This window comes from Orenia metallireducens (assembly GCF_003001995.1).
GTDB classification, from domain to species: domain Bacteria; phylum Bacillota; class Halanaerobiia; order Halobacteroidales; family Halobacteroidaceae; genus Orenia; species Orenia metallireducens_B.
Window position 1 is genome coordinate 1 of record NZ_PVNB01000017.1, and the last position, 20,755, is coordinate 20,755.

Consider the following 20,755-nt stretch of genomic DNA (forward strand, 5'->3'; position numbering starts at 1 on the left):
GAAAGTAGCAAAATTTATTCTAAAGTTCAGAAAGCTATTAGTTCTTTTCTACGAGATGACAAGATTGCATAGTCAAACTTGTAAAGTGGTGTAACAAAGATGTAGATGATGTTATTTCTTTTAAGATGAGGAAATCACTTTCTACATTTATCAAGAAATATTCTGTAGCTAAAATGCTACAGGAATGTGGAATTGAGCCAGATAGCATTTATACTCAAGGTGGTGTAGGAGAGTATGTGGCAAGTTGTATTTCTGGTATTTTATCCTTAGAAGATGCACTTGGATTATTAATAGGTGTTATAAATAACAATGAAATTCTATTAAATAATATTAAATTTAAAGAACCTGAAACAGCATTAATTCCAGAAAGAGATAAGAAGATAGAAAGTCTTTCTTACTGGAAAGAAATTCTTGAGATAAAAAATAATAAGATAGAGAAAAATATCAAGAAAAACTTATCTAATAATGAAGTACTTATCGAAATAGGTTCTAAGAATATTTTAGAGAACATCACTTTTGATAAAGATATATTATCAATAAATTTATTAAAAGAAGAAAGTGAAGGTACAGAGATAGCTAAATTACTCAATTTATTTGGTTCATTATGGACTAAAGGCTTAAAAATTGACTGGGGGAAATTATACAGCGGATTATCTAAAAAACATATATCGCTGCCTACATACCCTTTTGATAAACAAAGATTTTGGATAGAACCTACTCAAGAAAAGACAGATAAATTGCTAAAGCAACATGATAGTCAGGTAAATGAATTAAATAAATTGGATGTTGAACAGAAAGTGATCGAGATTTGGGAAGAATTTTTAGGAGAAGAAGATATTAAGGTCAATGATAACTATTTTGATTTAGGTGGAGAATCGTTATCGGCAGTAGAAATTGTTTCCGAGTTACAGAATGTATTTAAAATTGAATTAGCTTTAAATGAATTTATGGATTTGCAAACACCTAAAGTTATAGCAGAATATATAATGAAAAAGATTGATTTTAAAAGCAATAATAAACTAATTGGTAATGAAGTAGTAACCAAAATTCAACAAGGTAAATTGTCTATTCCAATTTTCCTTGTTCATCCGGCTGGTGGTTCTATTTTGTGTTATCATCAATTAAAACGTTACTTGTCCGATAACTTTACTATTTATGGAATTCAATTCCCTGAAAGTAGAATAAAAGAAATTGGAAATTTAGGTTTAAAAGAGGTTGCAGCAGAGTATGTTAAAGAATTGAAAAAAATAAGACCTGAGGGTCCATATTTAATTGGAGGATATTCATTTGGAGGAAATGCTGCTTATGAGATGGCATTACAGCTTGAAAAAGCAGGGGATGAAGTGTTTGATATCTTTATGATGGATAGTTTAGCACCTATGTCTTATTACAAAGATAATGCAAGTAGGGGGAACTTTGTTAAAGCTTTTCCATTAGTTGTAGATATGTATATTAATCACAATCTAAATTCAGATTTTCAAGTATTGACTGATAAATATTATAGAGGTAATGATTTTGGTAAAATGTTTGATGCGATGAAAGAGGAATCTTTTTTTACTATGAATGTTGCAAAGGAAGATATGGAAAAGTTTTTTGAAATATGGGAACATAATCATAGAATATTAGGTGATTCCACAGTTGATAATAAGTTTTCAGGAAATATTGTTATGTTTAATGCTGTGGAGAAGGGAGTAGGATTAAAAAAACTTTTAGAATTACTTAATACAAGTGATTTACCAAAAGAAAAGTGGCAGACTTATATAAGAGGAAAAATGGAGATAATTGATGTACCAGGTGATCATTTTACGTTGTTTGGTAAAGAGACTAATATTAAAGAGTTAGCTACAAAAATAAATAGTAAGTTAAATTTTTTAGTAAAAAAGGATGATTAAATGAGTGCAAAATTTTTAAAGCGACTAATATTAAAGAAGATATTTTAAAAGAAGTTACTATGAGGTAATTAAAATAAAGAAAGATTATGGAGTAGTTCCACAGTTAGCTATTTTGATGGTTGAAGTAGAGGGAAAGGAGAAAGAGTTACTTACTCGTAATTTATCGCTACATTTTAAATTAGCAGAGAAGTTAGGTTTTGAATCCATGAGGTTAATTCAAAAGAAACTTCTGAAGGGGGAAGTTACCAGAATTATTGAAAAATATAATCAAGGTGATACTGTATAAGGCATTGTAGTTTTGTTACCTTTACCTGAGCATATGGATAAAGGTAGGATATTTAGTGCAAGTACTTTTTTAAGAGGAGGGGTAGATTTTGAAAAGATAAAAGAGCTTGCAGGCTGGCTTACGTCTGTTCCTGCTGGAATTGGTCCAGTTGTACTTGCTGTACTTATGTGTAATGTTTTATATGCTTTGAAATACTCGCTAAATATTGATTTATAAAGTATTTATATTAAGGTAAGCTAAAATTAGGAATAGAGGATAAAGAAAGCATTATTTATCTTTTATTCCTAACTTTTAATATCTACCTTTTTTACAATTTATTATAAGATAGAAATATTATAATTAGCCAGAGGGAATTAAACAATGAAAACTTTGATTGTGTATATGTCAATTTACCAAGGAAATACAGAGAAATTAGCTATCAGTCAAAGCTATTTTTAATGGATGATTATTTGCTTTTAATGAAAAAGTATAGTAAAAAAGCTAAGTTATTATTATCTCTATATTATTTATAACATCTAAGTTGAAGCATTGAAGTCAATTCCTATGTCTTTAGCAAGATCTTTATATGTTTTATTTGATTTAAAATTTAATTTAACAGTATTTAGAGATGGAAGGTAATCTGGTCTTTAAGTTTTCTGTTAGAATTTTAGGAGAGGCTGTTATAGAGGCTTTGAAGAAGGCAGGATTAACTAGGGATGACATTGATTACTTGATTCCACATCAGGCTAATATTAGAATCATTGATGCAGCGGCTAAAAGGTTAAAATTAAACAGGGAGCAAATTTATGTCAACCTTGATCAATATGGAAATACTTCTGCAGCATCAATTCCTCTAGCTCTAGATGAAGCTGTGAAGCAAGCTAAGGTTAAGAGAGGAGATATAGTTGTCCTTGTTGGCTTTGGAGCAGGACTAACTTGGGGCACTACAGTTATTGAATGGGTTTAAAGGGAGGTAGATTAAAATGATTAAGACAGAATTATGCAGGTTATTAGATATAGACTATCCAGTGATTCAAGGTGGAATGGCTTGGATTGCTACTGGAGAGTTAGCAACGGCAGTCTCTCAAGCTGGAGGTTTAGGTATTATAGGAGCAGGTAATGCCCCTGCTGATCTTGTCAGAGAAGAGATACAAAAAGTTAAGAAGGTAACAGCTAAACCCTTTGGGGTTAATGTAATGTTATTGTCTCCCTATGTAGATGAAGTCATAGAGGTTGTAATTGAAGAGAAGGTTCCTGTAGTTACTACAGGGGCTGGCAATCCAGGAAAGTATATAGAAGATTTAAAAGAGGCTGGAATAATGATAATCCCTGTTGTCCCTTCAGTTGCACTTGCTAAAAGAATGGCCCGTTTGGGTGTTGATGCGATTATTGCAGAAGGAAGTGAAGCAGGAGGTCATATTGGTGAGTTAACTACAATGCCTTTAATTCCTCAAATTGTTAGGTCAGTTGATTTGCCAGTAATTGCAGCAGGAGGAGTTGCTGATGGTTATGGTTTAGCAGCTGTACTTTCATTAGGTGCAGTAGGGGTACAGGTTGGTACCCGTTTTATCTGTGCTAAAGAGTGTACAGCCCATGAAAATTACAAGAAGGCTATTTTAAAAGCAAGGGATAGAGATGCGATAGTTACGGCTCGTTCTACTGGTCATCCAGTTAGAAACCTTAAGAATAAATTAACTCGTCAAATTCAAGCTATAGAGCAAAAAGGAGCCCTGAAAGAAGAGATTGAAACGTTAGGTATTGGAAGATTGAGAAGGGCAGTAGTTGATGGAGATGTAATTGAGGGAACCGTTATGGCTGGTCAAGTAGCTGCGATGGTAACAAAGGTAGAGCCAGCAGAGGATATTATCCTTGATATTGTTGAAGGTGCAGAGAAGGTAATGAAGAAGAATTGTGAATTAATAGTTTGAAAGCAATAACTAGGAAGAGTAAAATTATTTGGTTTTTAGTTGTAGTATCAATAGGGATTACCTATTAGGGGTATAGTTATTTTTGTTAGCGATTTGTATTAGTTTTAACAGAAAGATATAGTAGAAAAGAAATAATTGAGAAAATACTTAATAAGAAATAAGAGGCAGTTATTAATGGATTGGATCGAATAGAAAGAAGGATAGATGTAAAAAAGCTTAGAGATTTATTTAAGACAATAACAATAGATAATGGTAAAGAATTTTATGATTATGAAGGGGTAGAGACGTCATTTACCAAAAGTAGTATTCCAAGAACAAAACAGTATTATGCTGGTTCTTATTGTTCATGACAAAGGGGCAGTAATGAAAATTTAAATAAAATGATTAGAAGGTTCTTTCCAAAAGGAACTAGTTTTAAAGATATTAGTAGAAACGAAATTAAAAGAATTGAAAGATGGACAAATAATTATCCTAGAGAGATGTTTGGTTTTAAGAGTGCAAATGATATATTTAAAAAAACAGTTAAAAGCTGCTTAGAGTTTATGTTATATTTGAGGTATAAATATCTTAGAAAAAATCGTGCATTCTATATTGCAGTTCTTACTACTTTTTCTAGAGTTGAAAAAATTTGCGTTATATCCATAATTCGGCTATTCTTATTCATAGGAACACCTCTTTATAGTATTTGTGGTGAATACTATAAAGAGGTGTTCCTTTCTTTATTTTTTTTATTTACTTTTTAGGGATAACCAACACGCCTGTAAGCATATAGATTTTTTGGAATGCTATTAAAATATAGATAAGTTTTATTGAATTAAAAGAATGTTCAGAGGTGATCAAAGTGGAGATTAACAAGTTAACAAGAATATATTTTTCACCAACTAAGACAACTCAACAGGTTATTAATCAAATTACAAAAAGTATGAAAGTTAAGAATATAAGAACAATAAACTTAACTGAGCCAAATATTCGTAAAAATTTAAACATTAATTTTGATGATAAAGAAGTTTTAATCATTGGAGTTCCAGTTTATGGAGCAAGAATACCTGATATTCTTTTACCTTATTTAAAAAAATTAAGAGGGAATAATCAACCAGTTATATTAGTTTCTGTTTATGGTAATGTTGAGCCAGGAATAGCTCTCAAACAGTTATATTATCTGTTGAAGAAGAGAAAGTTTAAAATAATAGGGGCTTCTTCTTTTATTGGAGAGCATTCATTTTCTTATGAAAAAATAAAATTAGCTATAGGTCGTCCAGATATGTGTGATTTATATAAAGCAAAAGAATTTGGGGAAAAAGTAGTAGAAAAATTAAAGCAGATAAATGATTTACAAAGTATATCAGAAATAAAGATTACTGAGCAATCTACCTTGTTAGCAAGGTTAATTCCTATTATTGCAAAAGTTTTGCCTAAAGATGGTGCAAAATTATTTGCTAAAATTCCTGTAATAGATAAAAATAAATGTAATGGATGTAAAAAATGTGTTGAGATTTGTTCTACGAAAGCAATTAATGAACAAAAACTGGAAGTAAATAAAAAGATTTGTTTGCGTTGTTATGCTTGTGTGAAATATTGCCCATTAAATGCAAAGGAGATAGAATTTAATATGGAGTGGCTTGTAAAGAAATTTTTAAATAAAAAAGGGAGAAAGCGTAAAGAACCTAAAATTTATATTTGAAGAGATTTGGTTGCTATACTAGCGTCTATACACTTTCTTATGGATCACAGACTGAATTCCAAGTTCCTTTTAAGATATTTAATTTCTTCTTCCAATGAGTTGAATTTTGTTTTAGGTCTACCTTTTCTTTTCCCTCTAAATTTACCTCTTATTTCTTCATTAAAAGCAGATTTGCCTTTTTCATTATAGTGTTTAACCCAAAGATAAACTCTGTTTTTATCAGATGATTCAAGTATTTTAGCTATAGTAGGTGCACCAATATTTTCATTCAAATACATATTAACAGCTTTAAGTTTAATTTTTTTTACTGTATATCTTATTAGTTTTTGACATAGAAAAACCCCCTATATAGTAGTCACTGTACCTTTATCATTATAAGGAACTTTTTTTAATGTGTTTACTATAAGGGGATTATACTAAGAAGGGAGTTTTCTTTTATTTTGTATTAATAATTAAATTTGTTAAAATTTTTATATTATTATTAGGACTATAATTTTTGCCAGAATTCAATGTAAATATTTGTTGACAAAAGTTAATATATGGATTATAATTATGGCAGATAGTTCGAAGTTCGTAATATTATTAATATTTTGATAAGGTGGTTTTAATTATGAATTTAGATGAGAGAATAAATATAGCAGAAAGAATTTTAACAGATTTCGTAGAAATAATTTTTGAACATGTTTCTGAAGTAGATAAAGACTTTAGTATCGAGGAGCATTTTTTAATTGAGTTAATTGGTCAAAGAGAATCTGCAACTATGTCAGAATTAGCTTCATTTTTCTCTACTCCACCAACTACTATGACAAGTATTGTTAATCGTTTAATTGAAAAAGGATATCTCAGTCGATGTCGAAGTGAGAAGGATAGACGTGTTGTTTTAATAAGTCTCTCTGCTAAGGGGGAAGAATATTATCGAAATCATAAACAAGAATATAAGGGCATATTTAAAAAATATTTATTTAATCTTTCTGAAGAGGAGCTGAAAAAAACTTCTCAATTATTAGCTAAAGTTAAGAAAGCGTTATTAAATAAATAGGAGTCAAGTATTTTTATATTGAAGAGAGTATATTTTTTCTAAATACTGCGAAAAATGAATTATTCCAAAATAGAATTAATTTAGTATAAAAATGGAAAAAGTTATCATTTTTATTGTTAGTTGATAATGAGTATTAAAATTATTATTTTAATGCTTTAAAATAAATTATAAGTTTATAATAAGGAGATGAGTTGTTTTATGAACAAAGTATCAAATTTTTCTATTCGCCATCCATGGATAGTTATTAGTTTATTTTTATTAATTACAGTTTGGTTTGCTTTACAAATTCCAAAGGTGGAGATGGATCCTAGTCTTAAAGGATTGATACCTGAACATATGACTTCGAGAGTAAATCTGGATAAAATTGAAGATGTCTTTGGTGGAACTGATGCGATAATGATTATTTTAGAAACAGATGATATCTTAAATGCAAAAACTTTAAATAGAGCGAAAAAGATATCAGATGAGTTAGAAACTTGGGAAGAGATAGATAAAGTAAATAGTCCTTTTACTGTACAGGATATAAGAGGAGAAGATTATATGCTGATTGTTGAGGATGCTATTGAAACAATACCTCAAAGTGATAAACAAGAAGAAGTAATAAAAGAAAGAATAAAAAATAATGAGTTGATTTATGGTAGTATAATCTCTAGAGATTTTAAAGCAATGGCAATTATAGGAGTCTTAAAAGATGATGTTACAGATGATTTAATATTAACAAAGGTTAATAAACTAATAGAAGATATACCTGGAGATGAAGAAGTTAAGTTAGCTGGGATGCCAATAATCAGAGCAGAGGTTAGTAAAAATACTCAAAGTGATATGAAGAAGTTGATGCCCTTAGCTTTATTGATTATGTTGGTATTCTTATATCTATGTTTTAGACAGTTTAGGGGTGTATTATTACCTTTTATGGTAGTAGTGATGTCTATTATTATTTCAATGGGATTAATTCCAATGTTAAATTGGAAGATATATTTGATTACAGTTATTTTACCAATGTCTTTAATAGCAATAGCTAATGATTATGGAATCCATATTATTGCTCATTATCAGGAAGAGAATACTTCAAAAGTAAATTTGAGTGAAGAAAAGTTAGTAGCTAAAGTGGTTTCAAGCTTAGGAGCACCAATTATCGCTGCAGGACTTACTACAATAGCAGGAATGTTATGTTTAATGACACATATTATGGTGCCTGCCAAGGAACTTGGCATCCTTGCTGCAATAGGGATTGGTTTTGCATTGATAGCTAGTATAACATTTATACCAGCTGTAATGGTTCTTTTACCTAAAGCTAAGCCAATAGAAACTGCTGTTGGAGAAGGAAAGAAGGGGTTATTAGAAAGATTACTTGATTTTACTGCCAATTTTGTAACAGTTAATCCTAAGAAGATAACTATAGTGTTTATTGTAATTGTAGCTTTAATTTCTTTAGGAGTCTTTTATCTGAAGATAGATACTAATCCAGTTAATTATTTTAAAGAGGATTCAAGTGTTACTAAGGCTACTAATGCAGGTAATAAATATTTTGGAGGAGCTAATACTATCTCAATAATGGCAGAAGGTGATATTACAGACCCTAAAGTAATGGAAAAAATAAGCAATTTTGAAGAAACGATTATCAAGCATAAAAATGTTGGAGATGTAGGAGCAATTTCTAAGATAATGAGAAAGATGAACAAAGAGCTTCATAGTGGGGATGAAAGATTTGATACAATTCCTGATAATAAAAATGCTATTCCTCAATATTTTATGTTATACGAAAGTTCTGGTGATCTTAAAAAATTAGTAGATTTTGAGCGTAAACATGCTTTAATTACTGCTAAGATACCTACTAATAGTACTGGAGATATCCAAGAACTAGTTGGATATATCAGAGATTACATTAAGAAGGATAAAGATTCACCATTAAAAATTGTAGGAGGCTTTGGTGATTTACAATCTGAATTAAGTGATGCAGTAGTTAAAGGGCAGTTAATGAGTTTAATTACAGCAGCTATAGTTGTAGGTATAATTGTAATGTTCTTATTTAGATCACCAGTTGCTGGTGTAATGTCTATAATACCTTTATCTCTAGCTATAGTTAGCTTATTTGGGTTAATGGGATTTTTTAAGATTGAGTTAAATATAGCAACAGCTTTATTATCGTCTGTAATGGTTGGAGTAGGGGTTGATTATACAATTCATTTCTTATGGAGATATCGTGAAGAGAAAAAAGTCAGAAATACTGTAGAAGCAATTAGGATTACATTAACAACAACAGGAAGAGGGATAGTTTTTAATGCTTTATCAGTTGTTATTGGGTTTGTAGCCTTAATGATTTCCGATTTCCTACCAGTGAAGTTCTTTGGATTTTTAGTTGTAGTTTCAATAGGAGCTTGCTTATTAGGGGCATTATTGTTTTTACCAGCGCTTTGTATTATCTTTAAACCTAAGTTTCTAGAAACTAAACCCCAAGAGAAGATTAAAGGGGTTGCGGAAAGAGTTGAATATCAAAACTAATATAATTATATTAGTTAGATTTTAATATAGATAATGATGAGTGATGGGTAATGAGTAATAATATCTTCTTGTCATTTGTCACCCATTACTTTTTACTGTCTTAATGTCAATTATTTTACTTTAAAATAAAAGAGCAATAAACAAAGGAGGAAATATATAATGAAAAAAATTATTAGTTTGACTACTTTAATAGTATTGATTTTTAGTTTAACTGTTGTAGCTTCTGCTAAGATGACAGGTGATGATGTATTGAATAAAATGGAAGAAGTTAGAGATGTTCAGACAACTCAGATGGAACTCAAACTAGAGTTATATGATTCTTCAGGAAGTAAGAGAGTTAGGACTTTAAGAAATATAAGTAAAAAGATAGAAAGAAAAAAAGCTTTAAGTCGTTTTTTATCACCATCTGATGTAGAAGGAACAGGATTTTTATCTATAGATAAGCCTGAAATTGATGATGAGGATATGTATTTATATTTGCCTGCTTTAGGATCAGTAAGAAAGATTTCTGGAAGCCAAAAAAATGGCAGTTTTGTAGGAACAGACTTTAGCTACAATGATTTGTCGTTAATAGGTGCAGAAAATTATAATGATGATTATAAGGCAATAGTTTTGGAAGAGAATGAACAAGAATATACTTTAAAGATAATTCCTACTGATGAAGATATAGATTATAAGTATGGGAAATTAATTCTAAGTAAGAAGACTTGGTATCCAACTAAAGTTGAATTTTATGATTCTAGAGATAAGCTACAGAAGATTTTGACAAACTACAATGTTAAACAGATTCAAGGTTATTGGACACCTCAGAAGGTGATAATGGAAGATGTACAAAAAGGAACAAAGACTATACTTTATTTAGAATCAGTTGTTTATAATGATAAGGTAAATGACCGTATCTTTAGTCCAAGATATTTAAGAAGATATTAAATTGGTAACAAGTGATAAGTGATGAGTAACTTGTCACTTGTTATTTATTATAGTTAATATAAATAGGAGGAATTAGTAATGCTAAAAAGAAGAAATTTTATTTTACCTATAGTAATATTTTTAATTTGTAGTACAGGAGTTTTTGCTAAAGATAAATTAGAGATTTCTGGAACATTAGATAGTAGTATTGAAGGAATTTCTGATGATGGAGAATTGATAGGCCGAGAGAGGTTGGATTTAGAGTTAAAAAAGAATTTTGGTTTTGATGCAGATATGTATATAGATTTGGCTACTTATTCTATGAAGAATGAAGATGCAGAAATAGAACTTAATGAAGCTTACTTAAATTATTATACAGATAATATTGATTGGCGAATTGGGAAACAGATAATTAATTGGGGAAGCTCTTATAAACTACAACCAACAGATTATTTTAATCCTCATGATTATACAGCCATAAAGCCTTTAGATGAGAAGCTTGGTGTTAAAGCAGTTAAGGGAATATATTATACTGCCAATGGTTTAGAGATAACAGGAGTAATAACACCATATTTTGAAAGAAACAAGTTATCTGAAGAAAAAGAAAATTTGTTAAAGATTAAAGGGGTAACAGGAGTAGAAAATGATATTGAAAATATCCAAGGAGGATTTAAAATAACAAAACGTGCTTTCAAGGGGTTTGACTTATCAGCAAGTACTTACCATGGTTTTGATAAGGAATTTATAGAAAATGATAAAGGAAAATTTATTTATCCAGAAGCTAATAGAATTGGTTTCGATTTTATTGGAGATTTTGGAGAGATGGGAGTTTGGACAGAAACGGCTTATAGTATTTATGAGGATAATCAATTTGATAATCGTTTAGAGGCAGCGCTGGGTATAGATTATAAATTTAGTGATGATTTATATTTAGTAGGTCAGTATTATTTTAAAGGTGGTCGTTTAGACAATGAAGATGATATTAAAATTTTAAATTTCCATGCTGATAGACCGATTTTTCAGTTTCATCAAATAGAATGTAATATTAATTATGAACTGGAAACAGAAACTTTTGTAGTTGAACCACAGTTTAATTATTCGTTAGCCAATGCTGTTGAGTTACAGATAGGTGGAACCTATGTTGATAGTGATGATGAAGATGATGCTGTTGTTTCTAAGCTGGGGAAAGATAGGGTTTATACAAGATTAAAGATAGAGTTTTAGGTGCTTAGTGCTTTAATAATAGTAATAGCAGTAAACACTTTATATATCAACATCAGAAACAGATAAGATTATTTATTTCTAATATCTGTATAAAGAAGTTGTCTTTAAATGCTAAGGGAGTTGATTTTAGCTGAAATGCTTCAAAAGAATGTTATAAGGTTAATTTTTTATCTTAATATATAAAATCAAAAGTATATAACTTTGAGGTGAAAAAGATGGTAGAAAGTATAACAGGAGAGTTATTAAAAGATTCTTGGTACAGGTGCTATAAAAAGAATATAAATAAAAAATTAAATAAGTTTAACAAATATGTTAGCCAAAATGAATTAAAAAAGATAAAGAATGATAATAACTACTTGGTTAAATTATTTATGAAACAAATAAAATTATTGACAGCTAAATATGTTAGTGATAAATCTTATTTATTCCTATTAACTGATTCTGATGGGGTACTCATGGCAAAACATTTTTGTAATTATAATGAGAAGGAAAGTAATTTTCAGCTTAAAGAAGGAGCATATTTTACAGAAGATAGTTGTGGGACTAATGCGATTTCTTTAGCAATTAATATAAATAATATTGTTCATTTAAAAGGAGATGAACATTATTGTGATTATTTTTATGATTGGGAATCTATAGCAACTCCTATTATAGTTAATAAGAAGGTAGTTGCTTATCTAAATATGTCGATTTTTGATAGAGAAATTGCAGAAATTGATAACATGTTATTTGAATTATTACTCAGTAAGTTAGTCGCCCAAATGACAAAGATTATTTTTTTTTCAGGTCAAGAAAAGATAATACTAAATGAATTGACAGAAGAAATATTAAAATTATCAGCTATAGGTCATACAATAAATGAAATTAGTGCTATTTTACATATTTCTCATTCTGCTGTAAAATATCATCGAAGTAAAGTCTGTGATTTTTTAGAGGCGAAGAATTTATATCATGCTATCACTAAGGCGATAAAATATAGATGTCTTGATTTAAAGAAAATTGAATAAGGAAGCTTAAGTTAATCTGGTAAAAAACATTTAATTTTAGCAGATGAAATTGTAATATTAGAAGGTTATTTTTGAAATTAATTACTATATTATGATTAATAACTAGTGACTTAAATAAAGGGGATTATTTATGTTGGAAATATTTTCTGTAAAATTAGAGGCTTGTATAGATGATTTAAAATTCAAGAAGATGATTTCTTTAGTTTCTCTAGAAAAACAGAAGAGTATTAAAAAATATTTAAAAAAAGAAGATGCTTATAGAACAGTATTAGGAGAGCTATTGATTAGGAAAGTAATAAGTCATAGATTGAAGATTGATAATCAAGAAATAGAATTTGAAAATAATAAATATGGAAAGCCTTTTTTAAAAAAATATTCTAATTTCTATTTTAATATATCTCATTCAGGAGAATGGATAGTATGTGCAGTAGATAATAAGTCTATTGGCATAGATATAGAAAGAATAGAACCTATTGATTTAGAAATTGCTAAAAAATTTTTTTCAAAAAAGGAATATATAGATTTAATTTCTCAAAAAAAAGAGAATAAATTAAGTTGTTTTTATGATTTATGGACATTAAAAGAAAGTTATATTAAAGCAGTAGGTAAAGGTCTATTTTTGCCTTTGGACTCTTTTATAGTAAGAAGAATAGATAATCAAAATATAAGCTTAAAAGTATCTAATAATTTAGGTAGATATTTTTTTAGAATGTATGATATAGATACTGAATATAAGTTAGCAGTATGTGCTTGTAGTAATTATTTTCCTGATAAAATAATTAGAAAAGAGCTACTAGATTTAATCTAGTAGCTCTTTTCTTTTGTTACAGTACATACTCAGCTAGAGTCTTTTGAACCTCGAGAATATTATTACTCTTTCCAAATTGCTTTTGGATTGGCATACTCGCACCTGCAACCCATAGCTTTAATTCTGAGTCTGCATCAAAACTACCAGCAGTTTCAACACTAAAGTGTCTAATACTTGAATAAGGAATTGAGTGATATTCAATCTTCTTTCCTGTAATCCCTTGTTTATCTACAATAATAAGCCTTTTGTCAGTAAATACAAAAAAATCTCTTAATACCTTATAGCCTTTGTTCACATTTTCTCCAGTAAGCAATACTTCAGTTAGCTCTTGTTCTACCTCTTTAGCATTCATCTCAGTAGCATTACCCATCAATCCATCTAAGAATCCCATAAAACACCTCCATTTTTATAATATATTAGTTTATTATACCATAATTTAGGGGAGATATCATCGATTTAGAGAATATTAAAAGAAGAAGATGTTAATATTAATATATAAATAAATTTTCACACAATCAATGTTACTTGCATATTATAATATATAGATGGGTTAAGGAGGAATAATTATGAATAAGAATTTATTGACTATCAATCGTTATATAGATTTAGATGATTCTGAGGATACAGATTCATTACATTTAATTGAGGAGTTACGTGCCTTTATCAAGAAAGCTAAGGAGATAAACCCTAAGCTAAGAGAGTATCATTTATATGATATTGGTTTTATTCCTAAATCAGATTTAATCTTAGTTAAGTTATATTTTTGGAATTAATAATCAGAGAGATCTCCGATTTTAATAAATCTTAATTTGATTTTGGTCGATTTGACAAAGCAAGGTATATATTATAAGATTTATGAGTGGTAACAGTATTAATAAGTACTATCATTAAATAATTTTAAATATATATATTTAAATCTTTGGAATATTCCAAAGATTTTTTGTTGCAAGTATCTTTTTGTAATATAGAAATAATATATAAGCTGGAAAAAGAGTTATAGCTACAGATATTTGATAAGTTACTTAATTTTGAGATAAGATATTTAACTAGATATTACTTTTAAAGGTGTTTATTATGTTGAATATTTGTCAATGAATCAAGAATATTATAGGAGGTTGAATAAGTGGATAAGATTGAAGTAAATAACCTTTATAAGGTTTTTGGTAAGAAACCACAGAAAGCGATTAGATTGTTGGAAAAGGGTTATTCAAAAGAAGAGGTATTTAGAGAGACGGGTTTGACAGTGGGGGTTAATAACGCAAACTTTGAGATTAATTCCAAAGAAATCTTTGTAATTATGGGATTGTCAGGCAGTGGAAAATCAACTTTATTGAGGTGTCTTAATAGATTGGTTGAGCCAACAGCAGGAGAGGTTAGACTAGATGGTGTCAGTCTAACTGATTTGAGTAAAGAGGAGTTAAGAGAGATTAGAAAGGATAAGTTTGGAATGGTATTTCAAAACTTTGGACTTTTACCAAATAGAACTATATTAGAGAATACGGAATTTGGGCTGGAGATTCAAGATATTCCTAAAGATAAGAGAGTAGTGATAGCTAAAGATGCTTTAGAGCGTGTAGGATTAGCAGGTTGGGAAGACCAATATCCAGACCAGTTAAGTGGTGGAATGCAACAGAGAGTAGGGTTGGCACGTGCCTTAGCAATTGATCCTGATATCTTATTGATGGATGAGCCTTTTAGTGCTTTAGACCCATTAATCAAAAGGGATATGCAAGATAGATTATTAGAGTTATATGAGGAGTTAGACAAGACTATAATATTTATAACTCATGATTTAGATGAAGCTCTAAAATTAGGGGATCGGATCGCTATTATGAAGGATGGTGATATTATTCAAATCGGTACTCCCGAAGAGATATTGAATAATGCTGAGAATGATTATATTAGAGAGTTTGTACAGGGTGTAAATCGTTCAAAGGTATTGACTGCTCAAGATATTATGGTTAAACCCCTAGCTCTACTTTATGAGAATAATGGACCAAAAACTGCTATGCATAAGATGAAGGAAGAGGGGATTTCAAGTATCTTTGTAGTAGGAGAGCATCGTGAATTTAAAGGGGTTGTAAGAGGGGAAGATGCTTTAAAGGCAGTTAATAATAGCGAGGATAACTTAGCTAATTTGATCAAGGAAACAAAGGTTGCTAGTCCTGAAGAGAGTATAGATGAATTATTTTCTGATATAGCTGGTTTGAATACTCCATTACCAGTAGTTGATGATAATGATAGATTATTAGGGATTATAGTTAAAAGTACAGTGCTGGCTAACTTAGCTGGAGAGGAGATTATATAAATGTATATAAGAATTGGTGCTATTGTAGAGAAGTTTATTGATTTATTATTGCTTTATTTTGGTGGTTTTTTTGAGATGGTCTCACAGGTAGTTGGTAATTTTATGGCTCAAACAGAGGAAATATTCTTAGCTTTACCACCATTAATAATTATATTATTATTTGTAGGTATAGCTTGGTTCTTGGCAGATAAGAAGGTAGCAACCTTTACTTTAGTAGGCTTATTATTGATATTTAGTATGGGATTATGGGTACCTACCATTCAGACTTTTGTGTTAGTTTTTGTAGCTACAGTAATTTCTTTATTGCTAGGGATTCCTATGGGGATTTTAATGAGTAATAATGATTTTTTGGATAAATTACTTACGCCAGTCTTGGATTTTATGCAGACTATGCCACCGTTTGTTTACTTGATTCCAGCTGTTATGTTCTTTGGAATCGGTAATGTACCAGGGATAATGGCAACAGTTATCTTTTCTATGCCACCTGCGATTAGATTGACCAAATTAGGATTAAGTCAAGTACCAAGTGAATTAGAAGAGGTTGGTCATTCCTTTGGTTCAAATCCATGGCAGATGCTTTTAAAGATTAAATTGCCCTTAGCACTACCAGCTATTATGACTGGGATTAACCAATCAATTATGCTATCTCTATCGATGGTAGTTATTGCTTCAATGATTGGAGCCAGTGGTTTAGGGGCACAAGTGCTTAATGGAATTCAAAGAATGGAGATAGGAGTTGGTTTTGAGGCTGGTTTAGCTGTAGTAATTCTAGCAATCATCTTAGATAGAGTTACTAGTGGTATCAGTCAGAGCTCTGATAGAGTTAGCTCATAAGGAAATATAGCGTTTTATGCTAGTAGATAGGTTGATCAAGTGACACTTTAACAAATAATAAATAATAATGAATAGTGAATAAATAAAAAAATTATCTTCCTAGAAGATCTAATGATTTTTAACTTAACTATTATTTATACTTTATTAATTATCCATTGCTTTATAAAGTGTCGCAATATATCCATAATCTGATATTAAATATCTTTAAGTTCAACTAGCATAACAGATAAATACAATAAATATATAGGAGGAATTTATTATCTTTAGATTCAAAAATAATTATATCTTTGTATCAGTTTTAGTTTTAGTAGTATTATCTTTAACAGGGTGTGGTCTGCTGGAAGCACCACAAAGCAGTAAAGGAAGTCAAAGTGATGTAGATAAGAGTAAAGGTAAAGTTAAGATTGCCTATGTACAGTGGGCTTCAGCAGAAGCTTCTACCCATATTGTTCAAGAGGTTTTAGAGAGAATAGGCTATGAAGTAGAGACTCCAGTATTACAAGCAGGGGCAATGTACCAAGGTACTGCTAGAGGTAATATAGATGCTTTTGTCTGTGCCTGGTTACCAGATACAGCTAAGAATTATTGGAAGAAGTTTGGAGACCAGCTTGTTGAATTGAATAATAACTATTTATCGGCTCAAATTGGAATTGTAGTACCTGATTATGTTAAAATAGATAGTTTGGCAGAGTTAAAAGACTATGCCAACAAGTTTGAACATAGGATAGTGGGAATAGATCCAGGAGCAGCTGAGATGATTATTATTAAGGATAATGTTGTACCTACTTATGGTTTAGAGGATTGGGATGTGATTGATAGTAGTGGACCAGCTATGACAGCTGAATTGGCTAGAGCTATTAAGAATAAAGAATGGATAGCAGTTGCTGGCTGGAAACCCCATTGGAAATGGGCAAAATGGGATCTTAAGTTCTTAAAGGATCCTGAATTAGCAATGGGTAGTGGAGAGTATATTAAGAGTATAGGGCGACCTGGTATTAGAGAAGACTTACCAGAGCTAACTAAGTTTTTGGAAAAATATAGGATTACAACAGAGCAGTTATCTTCTGTAATGTTAAAGATACAAAATGGAATGAAACCAGAGAAGGCAGCTAAAGAATTTGTAGATAATAACCTAGAGACTGTTAATAGTTGGTTAACAGAAGATAATCAACTTAGTAAATAATCATTTTAAATTTAAGATAAATAATTTGCTATAAATAGCAAATTATTTATCTATTTATTAAATTAGCAGAAAAATCATTAAATTTCTTGACAATTATCTATGAATATATTATTATTTAGAAGTGTCGCAAAGAAAAGCAACATTAGCTAATTAATTTTTTAAGTTTTTTCTTGACATTTAGGTATGATTATTATAACATATATAAATGTTGGGGTATTTAGTAACTAACATATGGGCCATTAGCTCAGTCGGTAGAGCACCTGACTTTTAATCAGGGTGTCGGAGGTTCAAATCCTCCATGGCTCACCATTTATTTAGCTACTAGCTACTAGCTACTGGCTATTAGTTTTTAGCCTGAATCTTTAAAGATTTAAGCCAGAAACCGGCAGCTAACAGCTAGCAACTAATCTAGGCCCCCATCGTCTAGTGGCCTAGGATACTGGGTTTTCATCCCAGCGACAGGGGTTCGAATCCCCTTGGGGGTACCAATAAAAGCAGTTAATAATAACAAGTGAAGAGTGAGGAGTTAATATCTGTTAACTGGTTACTCATCACTAATCACTGAAATTAAGGCGGCATAGCCAAGTGGTAAGGCAGAGGACTGCAAATCCTTTATTCCCCAGTTCAAATCTGGGTGCCGCCTCCATTTTATTAGCTAATAGCTACTGGCTACTAGCTAACAGCCAAATATATGCCGAGGTGGCGGAATAGGCAGACGCACCGGACTTAAAATCCGGTGGGATTTAACTCCCGTGTCGGTTCGAGTCCGACCCTCGGTACCACTTTTATTTTCTGAGTAAAACTCAGATTTTTTTATTTTTTGATGATATTTGAATAAAATTAAATACTAAATATAAATAAGCAAGTATCATGATACTTGCTTATTTATATTTAGAGATAGAAATTAATATATTTTAATTTTAAAAGGAAATTTATAGGTTATTGAGAATAAAGTAGTTAATATCTGATTGATAAATAAAGAATATAGTTGTCTGCGTTTATATTTTTGCCTAAAGGAGGTATTTTGGGTGTTAAGAAAGTTTATAGAAATAATAAGGTTAATAGTTGCTTTATTTTTTCTCCTTTTAACTATTGGCTTTTGGCAAGGTGGTGGTAGTACGATTGCTGGTACAGTATTTATTATTATGGGCTATTTAATTGCTCCAAGAGGAAGATTAAAAGAGATAGATAAGAAAGAAAATGGGGAATTAGATGGAGAAGAGAAGTTCTTATTATTTATCAGAATAATAGCTGCATTATTTTTTTCATTAATGGTTATAGGTGCTTTAGAATCATTTAAGTTATTTTTAGCATTATTAATAGTATTTATTGTTTATTTTATCTTTCCTATCAATTTCTTCTTAAAGAGGTTAGAAGCTAATAGTGATTTAAAGGCGGATGATGAAATAGAAGATATTGTAGTTGATATAGAGGAGGATATTAAGTACATGAAAGAGATGCACAATAAAATTCAGAGTACAGTTAGAACCTCTGTTGAATTACTAAAAGAGGCTGAGGATAAAGAACAAGAAGCCAAGAAGAAGATGAATTACTGCCAAAAAAGAGCCAAGTCTGCTTTGGAAGATAATAATGAAGCAGAGGCAAGAGAGGTTCTAAGGCATAAGAAGAGATTTGAGAAGCTCTATCATGAATATAGAGAACAGGTAGAACATAGAAAGGCTAGCCTTGATTCTCATTTATTAAAATTAGATGAATTGAGTAGAGAGATAGAAGAAGCTGAAAATATGAGAGATGAACTGATTGCAGAGAAGGAGAATGCCAATATTACCACAGAAATTAATACTACCTTAGCTGACATAGAGGAGATAAATGATGAAAATTTAAAAATAGTAGAAGAGAGAATAGGGAAGTTAAAGATTAAGGCTGAGGCTAGTAATGAATTTTATAATAACGTTGAAAAGAATGATTTGGAAGAGAAGTTTGAAGAATTAGAGGATAATCAGACTCTAAATGAAGAGTTATTAAAGTTAAAAGAAGAGATAAGTGAAGGATCACAGCTATAATCTATAAAATAAAAATAAATAATATATTATTTTCAAAGAATTATATAAATTTAGAGTTATTAATTTATAGATTAGTAGCTGAGTATAATAAAATCTAAAAATGATTAAAATTATGATATATAGCCTAAATATTTAGAGAGGAGATTGATATGAATAAATTACAGGATGCAGCTAGAATAGTTGTTAAAGATTGTTTGGCAGTAAAAGAAGGAGAGCAAGTCTTAATTATTGTAGATGAGCCTAAAAGGAAGATTGGTGAGCTTATCTTTGCAGCAGCTAAAGAGTTGGGAGCAGAGGCGATCTTAACTGAAATGATTCCACGTAAAAACCATGGAGAAGAGCCGCCTAAGTTGATTGCTAAGGCGATGAGATATGCTGATGTAGTGATTATGCCTACTTCTAAATCTCTATCCCATACTAGAGCCAGAATTGATGCTTGTGATGCTGGAGCAAGGGCTACTACTATGCCAGATGTGACAGAAGAGATGATGAAGCGAGCTTTAAATGCAGACTATGAGGTGATTAAAGAGAGAGGTTTAAAGGTTGCTGAGAAGTTGACTATGGGTAAAGAGGTTAAAGTTACAGCACCTAATGGAACAAATATCAAAATGATGATTGAAGGAAGAGAAGGTCATCCAGATACAGGTATCTATTATAACTCAGGGGAGTTTGGGAATCTGCCTGCTGGAGAAGCTTATATAGCCCCTATAGAGGGAAAATCTGAAGGAAAATTTGTAGTCGATGGTTCAATGGCTGAAGCTAAAGTACATACTGAAGAGATTGAGCTGATTGTAGAAGATGGATATGTCACAGAGATTAAAGGTACAGAGGCAGCTGAAAGGCTAAGAGAGATCATCCAACCCTATGGTAAAGATGCTCGGAATATAGCTGAGTTAGGGATTGGAACCAATGACAAGGCTCAATTAACAGGGAATATATTGGAGGATGAGAAGGTCTTAGGAACGGTCCATATTGCTATTGGTGATAATGCTGGAATGGGAGGAGTGGTTTCAGTTGATAGTCATTTAGATGGGATTATCGAAAAGCCAACAGTTGAGATTGATGGAGAGTTAATTATGAAGGATGGAAAACTATTAATTAAATAAAAGGTTTCTTTAATAATTATGTTGAAACTATTGTATATGATAAAA

Annotated in this window: 19 protein-coding genes, 4 tRNA genes and 2 pseudogenes; 23 read left to right on the top strand and 2 right to left on the bottom strand. The window is 30.6% G+C overall.

What is annotated here, in order from left to right; all coding sequences use genetic code 11:
• The first annotated feature begins 125 nt into the window (after positions 1–125).
• The 7 genes and pseudogenes from BX659_RS11655 (at position 126) to BX659_RS11680 (ending at position 5,766) form a co-directional block, all read left to right on the top strand.
• Positions 126–1,892: a thioesterase domain-containing protein gene (locus BX659_RS11655; protein ID WP_097018463.1), complete on the top strand. Its 1,767-nt coding sequence runs from the start codon at positions 126–128 to the stop codon at positions 1,890–1,892.
• A gap of 115 nt (positions 1,893–2,007) precedes the next feature.
• Entirely contained in the window at positions 2,008–2,178 is a 171-nt protein-coding gene (locus tag BX659_RS19050; protein ID WP_172431928.1) for a hypothetical protein, read from the top strand.
• Positions 2,179–2,211: 33 nt separating this feature from the next.
• Entirely contained in the window at positions 2,212–2,394 is a 183-nt protein-coding gene (locus tag BX659_RS11660; RefSeq protein WP_181186439.1) for a hypothetical protein, read from the top strand.
• Between the two features lie 382 nt (positions 2,395–2,776).
• A pseudogene (locus BX659_RS11665) lies at positions 2,777–3,124 on the top strand (3-oxoacyl-[acyl-carrier-protein] synthase III C-terminal domain-containing protein); the annotation flags it as partial.
• A 16-nt stretch (positions 3,125–3,140) separates the two neighbouring features.
• Positions 3,141–4,085 (top strand): enoyl-[acyl-carrier-protein] reductase FabK, encoded by a 945-nt coding sequence (fabK, locus tag BX659_RS11670; RefSeq protein ID WP_097018465.1) that lies wholly within the window; start codon positions 3,141–3,143, stop codon positions 4,083–4,085.
• Between the two features lie 92 nt (positions 4,086–4,177).
• Positions 4,178–4,609: pseudogene (locus BX659_RS19790) on the top strand (IS30 family transposase); the annotation flags it as partial.
• 317 nt (positions 4,610–4,926) lie between these two features.
• Positions 4,927–5,766 carry an EFR1 family ferrodoxin gene (locus BX659_RS11680; protein WP_097018466.1) on the top strand — a complete coding sequence of 280 codons (840 nt, stop codon included), beginning with the start codon at positions 4,927–4,929 and terminating at the stop codon, positions 5,764–5,766.
• Positions 5,767–5,810: 44 nt separating this feature from the next.
• Here BX659_RS11680 and BX659_RS11685 read toward each other — a convergent pair whose 3' ends face one another.
• Positions 5,811–6,038, bottom strand: a complete 228-nt coding sequence (locus BX659_RS11685; protein WP_216358809.1) for a hypothetical protein — start codon at positions 6,036–6,038, stop codon at positions 5,811–5,813.
• A gap of 338 nt (positions 6,039–6,376) precedes the next feature.
• Here BX659_RS11685 and BX659_RS11690 point away from each other — a divergent pair, with 338 nt between their 5' ends.
• From BX659_RS11690 to BX659_RS11715, 6 genes are all read left to right on the top strand, one after another.
• A complete protein-coding gene (locus tag BX659_RS11690; protein WP_097018468.1) occupies positions 6,377–6,805 on the top strand; it encodes a MarR family winged helix-turn-helix transcriptional regulator in 429 nt (142 codons plus the stop codon).
• Positions 6,806–7,003: 198 nt separating this feature from the next.
• The gene (locus BX659_RS11695) at positions 7,004–9,307 is read left to right on the top strand and encodes an efflux RND transporter permease subunit (RefSeq protein ID WP_253250761.1); all 2,304 of its coding nucleotides are present in this window, start codon (positions 7,004–7,006) and stop codon (positions 9,305–9,307) included.
• Positions 9,308–9,466: 159 nt separating this feature from the next.
• A complete protein-coding gene (locus BX659_RS11700; protein WP_097018469.1) occupies positions 9,467–10,237 on the top strand; it encodes an outer membrane lipoprotein-sorting protein in 771 nt (256 codons plus the stop codon).
• 78 nt (positions 10,238–10,315) lie between these two features.
• Positions 10,316–11,440, top strand: a complete 1,125-nt coding sequence (locus tag BX659_RS11705) for a hypothetical protein (RefSeq protein WP_097018470.1) — start codon at positions 10,316–10,318, stop codon at positions 11,438–11,440.
• Positions 11,441–11,655: 215 nt separating this feature from the next.
• Entirely contained in the window at positions 11,656–12,447 is a 792-nt protein-coding gene (locus BX659_RS11710; protein WP_097018471.1) for a LuxR C-terminal-related transcriptional regulator, read from the top strand.
• Positions 12,448–12,577: 130 nt separating this feature from the next.
• Positions 12,578–13,255: a 4'-phosphopantetheinyl transferase family protein gene (locus BX659_RS11715; RefSeq protein WP_097018472.1), complete on the top strand. Its 678-nt coding sequence runs from the start codon at positions 12,578–12,580 to the stop codon at positions 13,253–13,255.
• Positions 13,256–13,271: 16 nt separating this feature from the next.
• Here the strand turns inward: BX659_RS11715 and BX659_RS11720 are convergent, their stop codons facing one another.
• Positions 13,272–13,646 (bottom strand): PH domain-containing protein, encoded by a 375-nt coding sequence (locus BX659_RS11720; RefSeq protein WP_097018473.1) that lies wholly within the window; start codon positions 13,644–13,646, stop codon positions 13,272–13,274.
• Positions 13,647–13,821: 175 nt separating this feature from the next.
• Between BX659_RS11720 and BX659_RS11725 the strand changes: the two genes are divergently transcribed.
• From BX659_RS11725 to BX659_RS11770, 10 genes are all read left to right on the top strand, one after another.
• The gene (locus BX659_RS11725; RefSeq protein ID WP_097018474.1) at positions 13,822–14,028 is read left to right on the top strand and encodes a hypothetical protein; all 207 of its coding nucleotides are present in this window, start codon (positions 13,822–13,824) and stop codon (positions 14,026–14,028) included.
• 350 nt (positions 14,029–14,378) lie between these two features.
• Positions 14,379–15,563, top strand: coding sequence for a quaternary amine ABC transporter ATP-binding protein (locus BX659_RS11730; protein WP_097018475.1), 1,185 nt, complete (start codon positions 14,379–14,381; stop codon positions 15,561–15,563).
• Positions 15,564–16,397: an ABC transporter permease gene (locus BX659_RS11735; protein ID WP_097018476.1), complete on the top strand. Its 834-nt coding sequence runs from the start codon at positions 15,564–15,566 to the stop codon at positions 16,395–16,397.
• A 403-nt stretch (positions 16,398–16,800) separates the two neighbouring features.
• Positions 16,801–17,580, top strand: a complete 780-nt coding sequence (locus tag BX659_RS11740) for a glycine betaine ABC transporter substrate-binding protein (protein WP_258176139.1) — start codon at positions 16,801–16,803, stop codon at positions 17,578–17,580.
• 233 nt (positions 17,581–17,813) lie between these two features.
• A tRNA-Lys gene (locus BX659_RS11745) sits at positions 17,814–17,889 on the top strand.
• A gap of 103 nt (positions 17,890–17,992) precedes the next feature.
• Positions 17,993–18,068 (top strand) — tRNA-Glu (locus BX659_RS11750).
• A gap of 83 nt (positions 18,069–18,151) precedes the next feature.
• Positions 18,152–18,226 (top strand) — tRNA-Cys (locus BX659_RS11755).
• A gap of 47 nt (positions 18,227–18,273) precedes the next feature.
• Positions 18,274–18,362: transfer RNA gene (locus BX659_RS11760), tRNA-Leu, on the top strand.
• A 246-nt stretch (positions 18,363–18,608) separates the two neighbouring features.
• Positions 18,609–19,604: a PspA/IM30 family protein gene (locus BX659_RS11765; protein WP_097018478.1), complete on the top strand. Its 996-nt coding sequence runs from the start codon at positions 18,609–18,611 to the stop codon at positions 19,602–19,604.
• Between the two features lie 149 nt (positions 19,605–19,753).
• Entirely contained in the window at positions 19,754–20,710 is a 957-nt protein-coding gene (locus tag BX659_RS11770; RefSeq protein WP_097018479.1) for an aminopeptidase, read from the top strand.
• Positions 20,711–20,755: the final 45 nt, after the last annotated feature.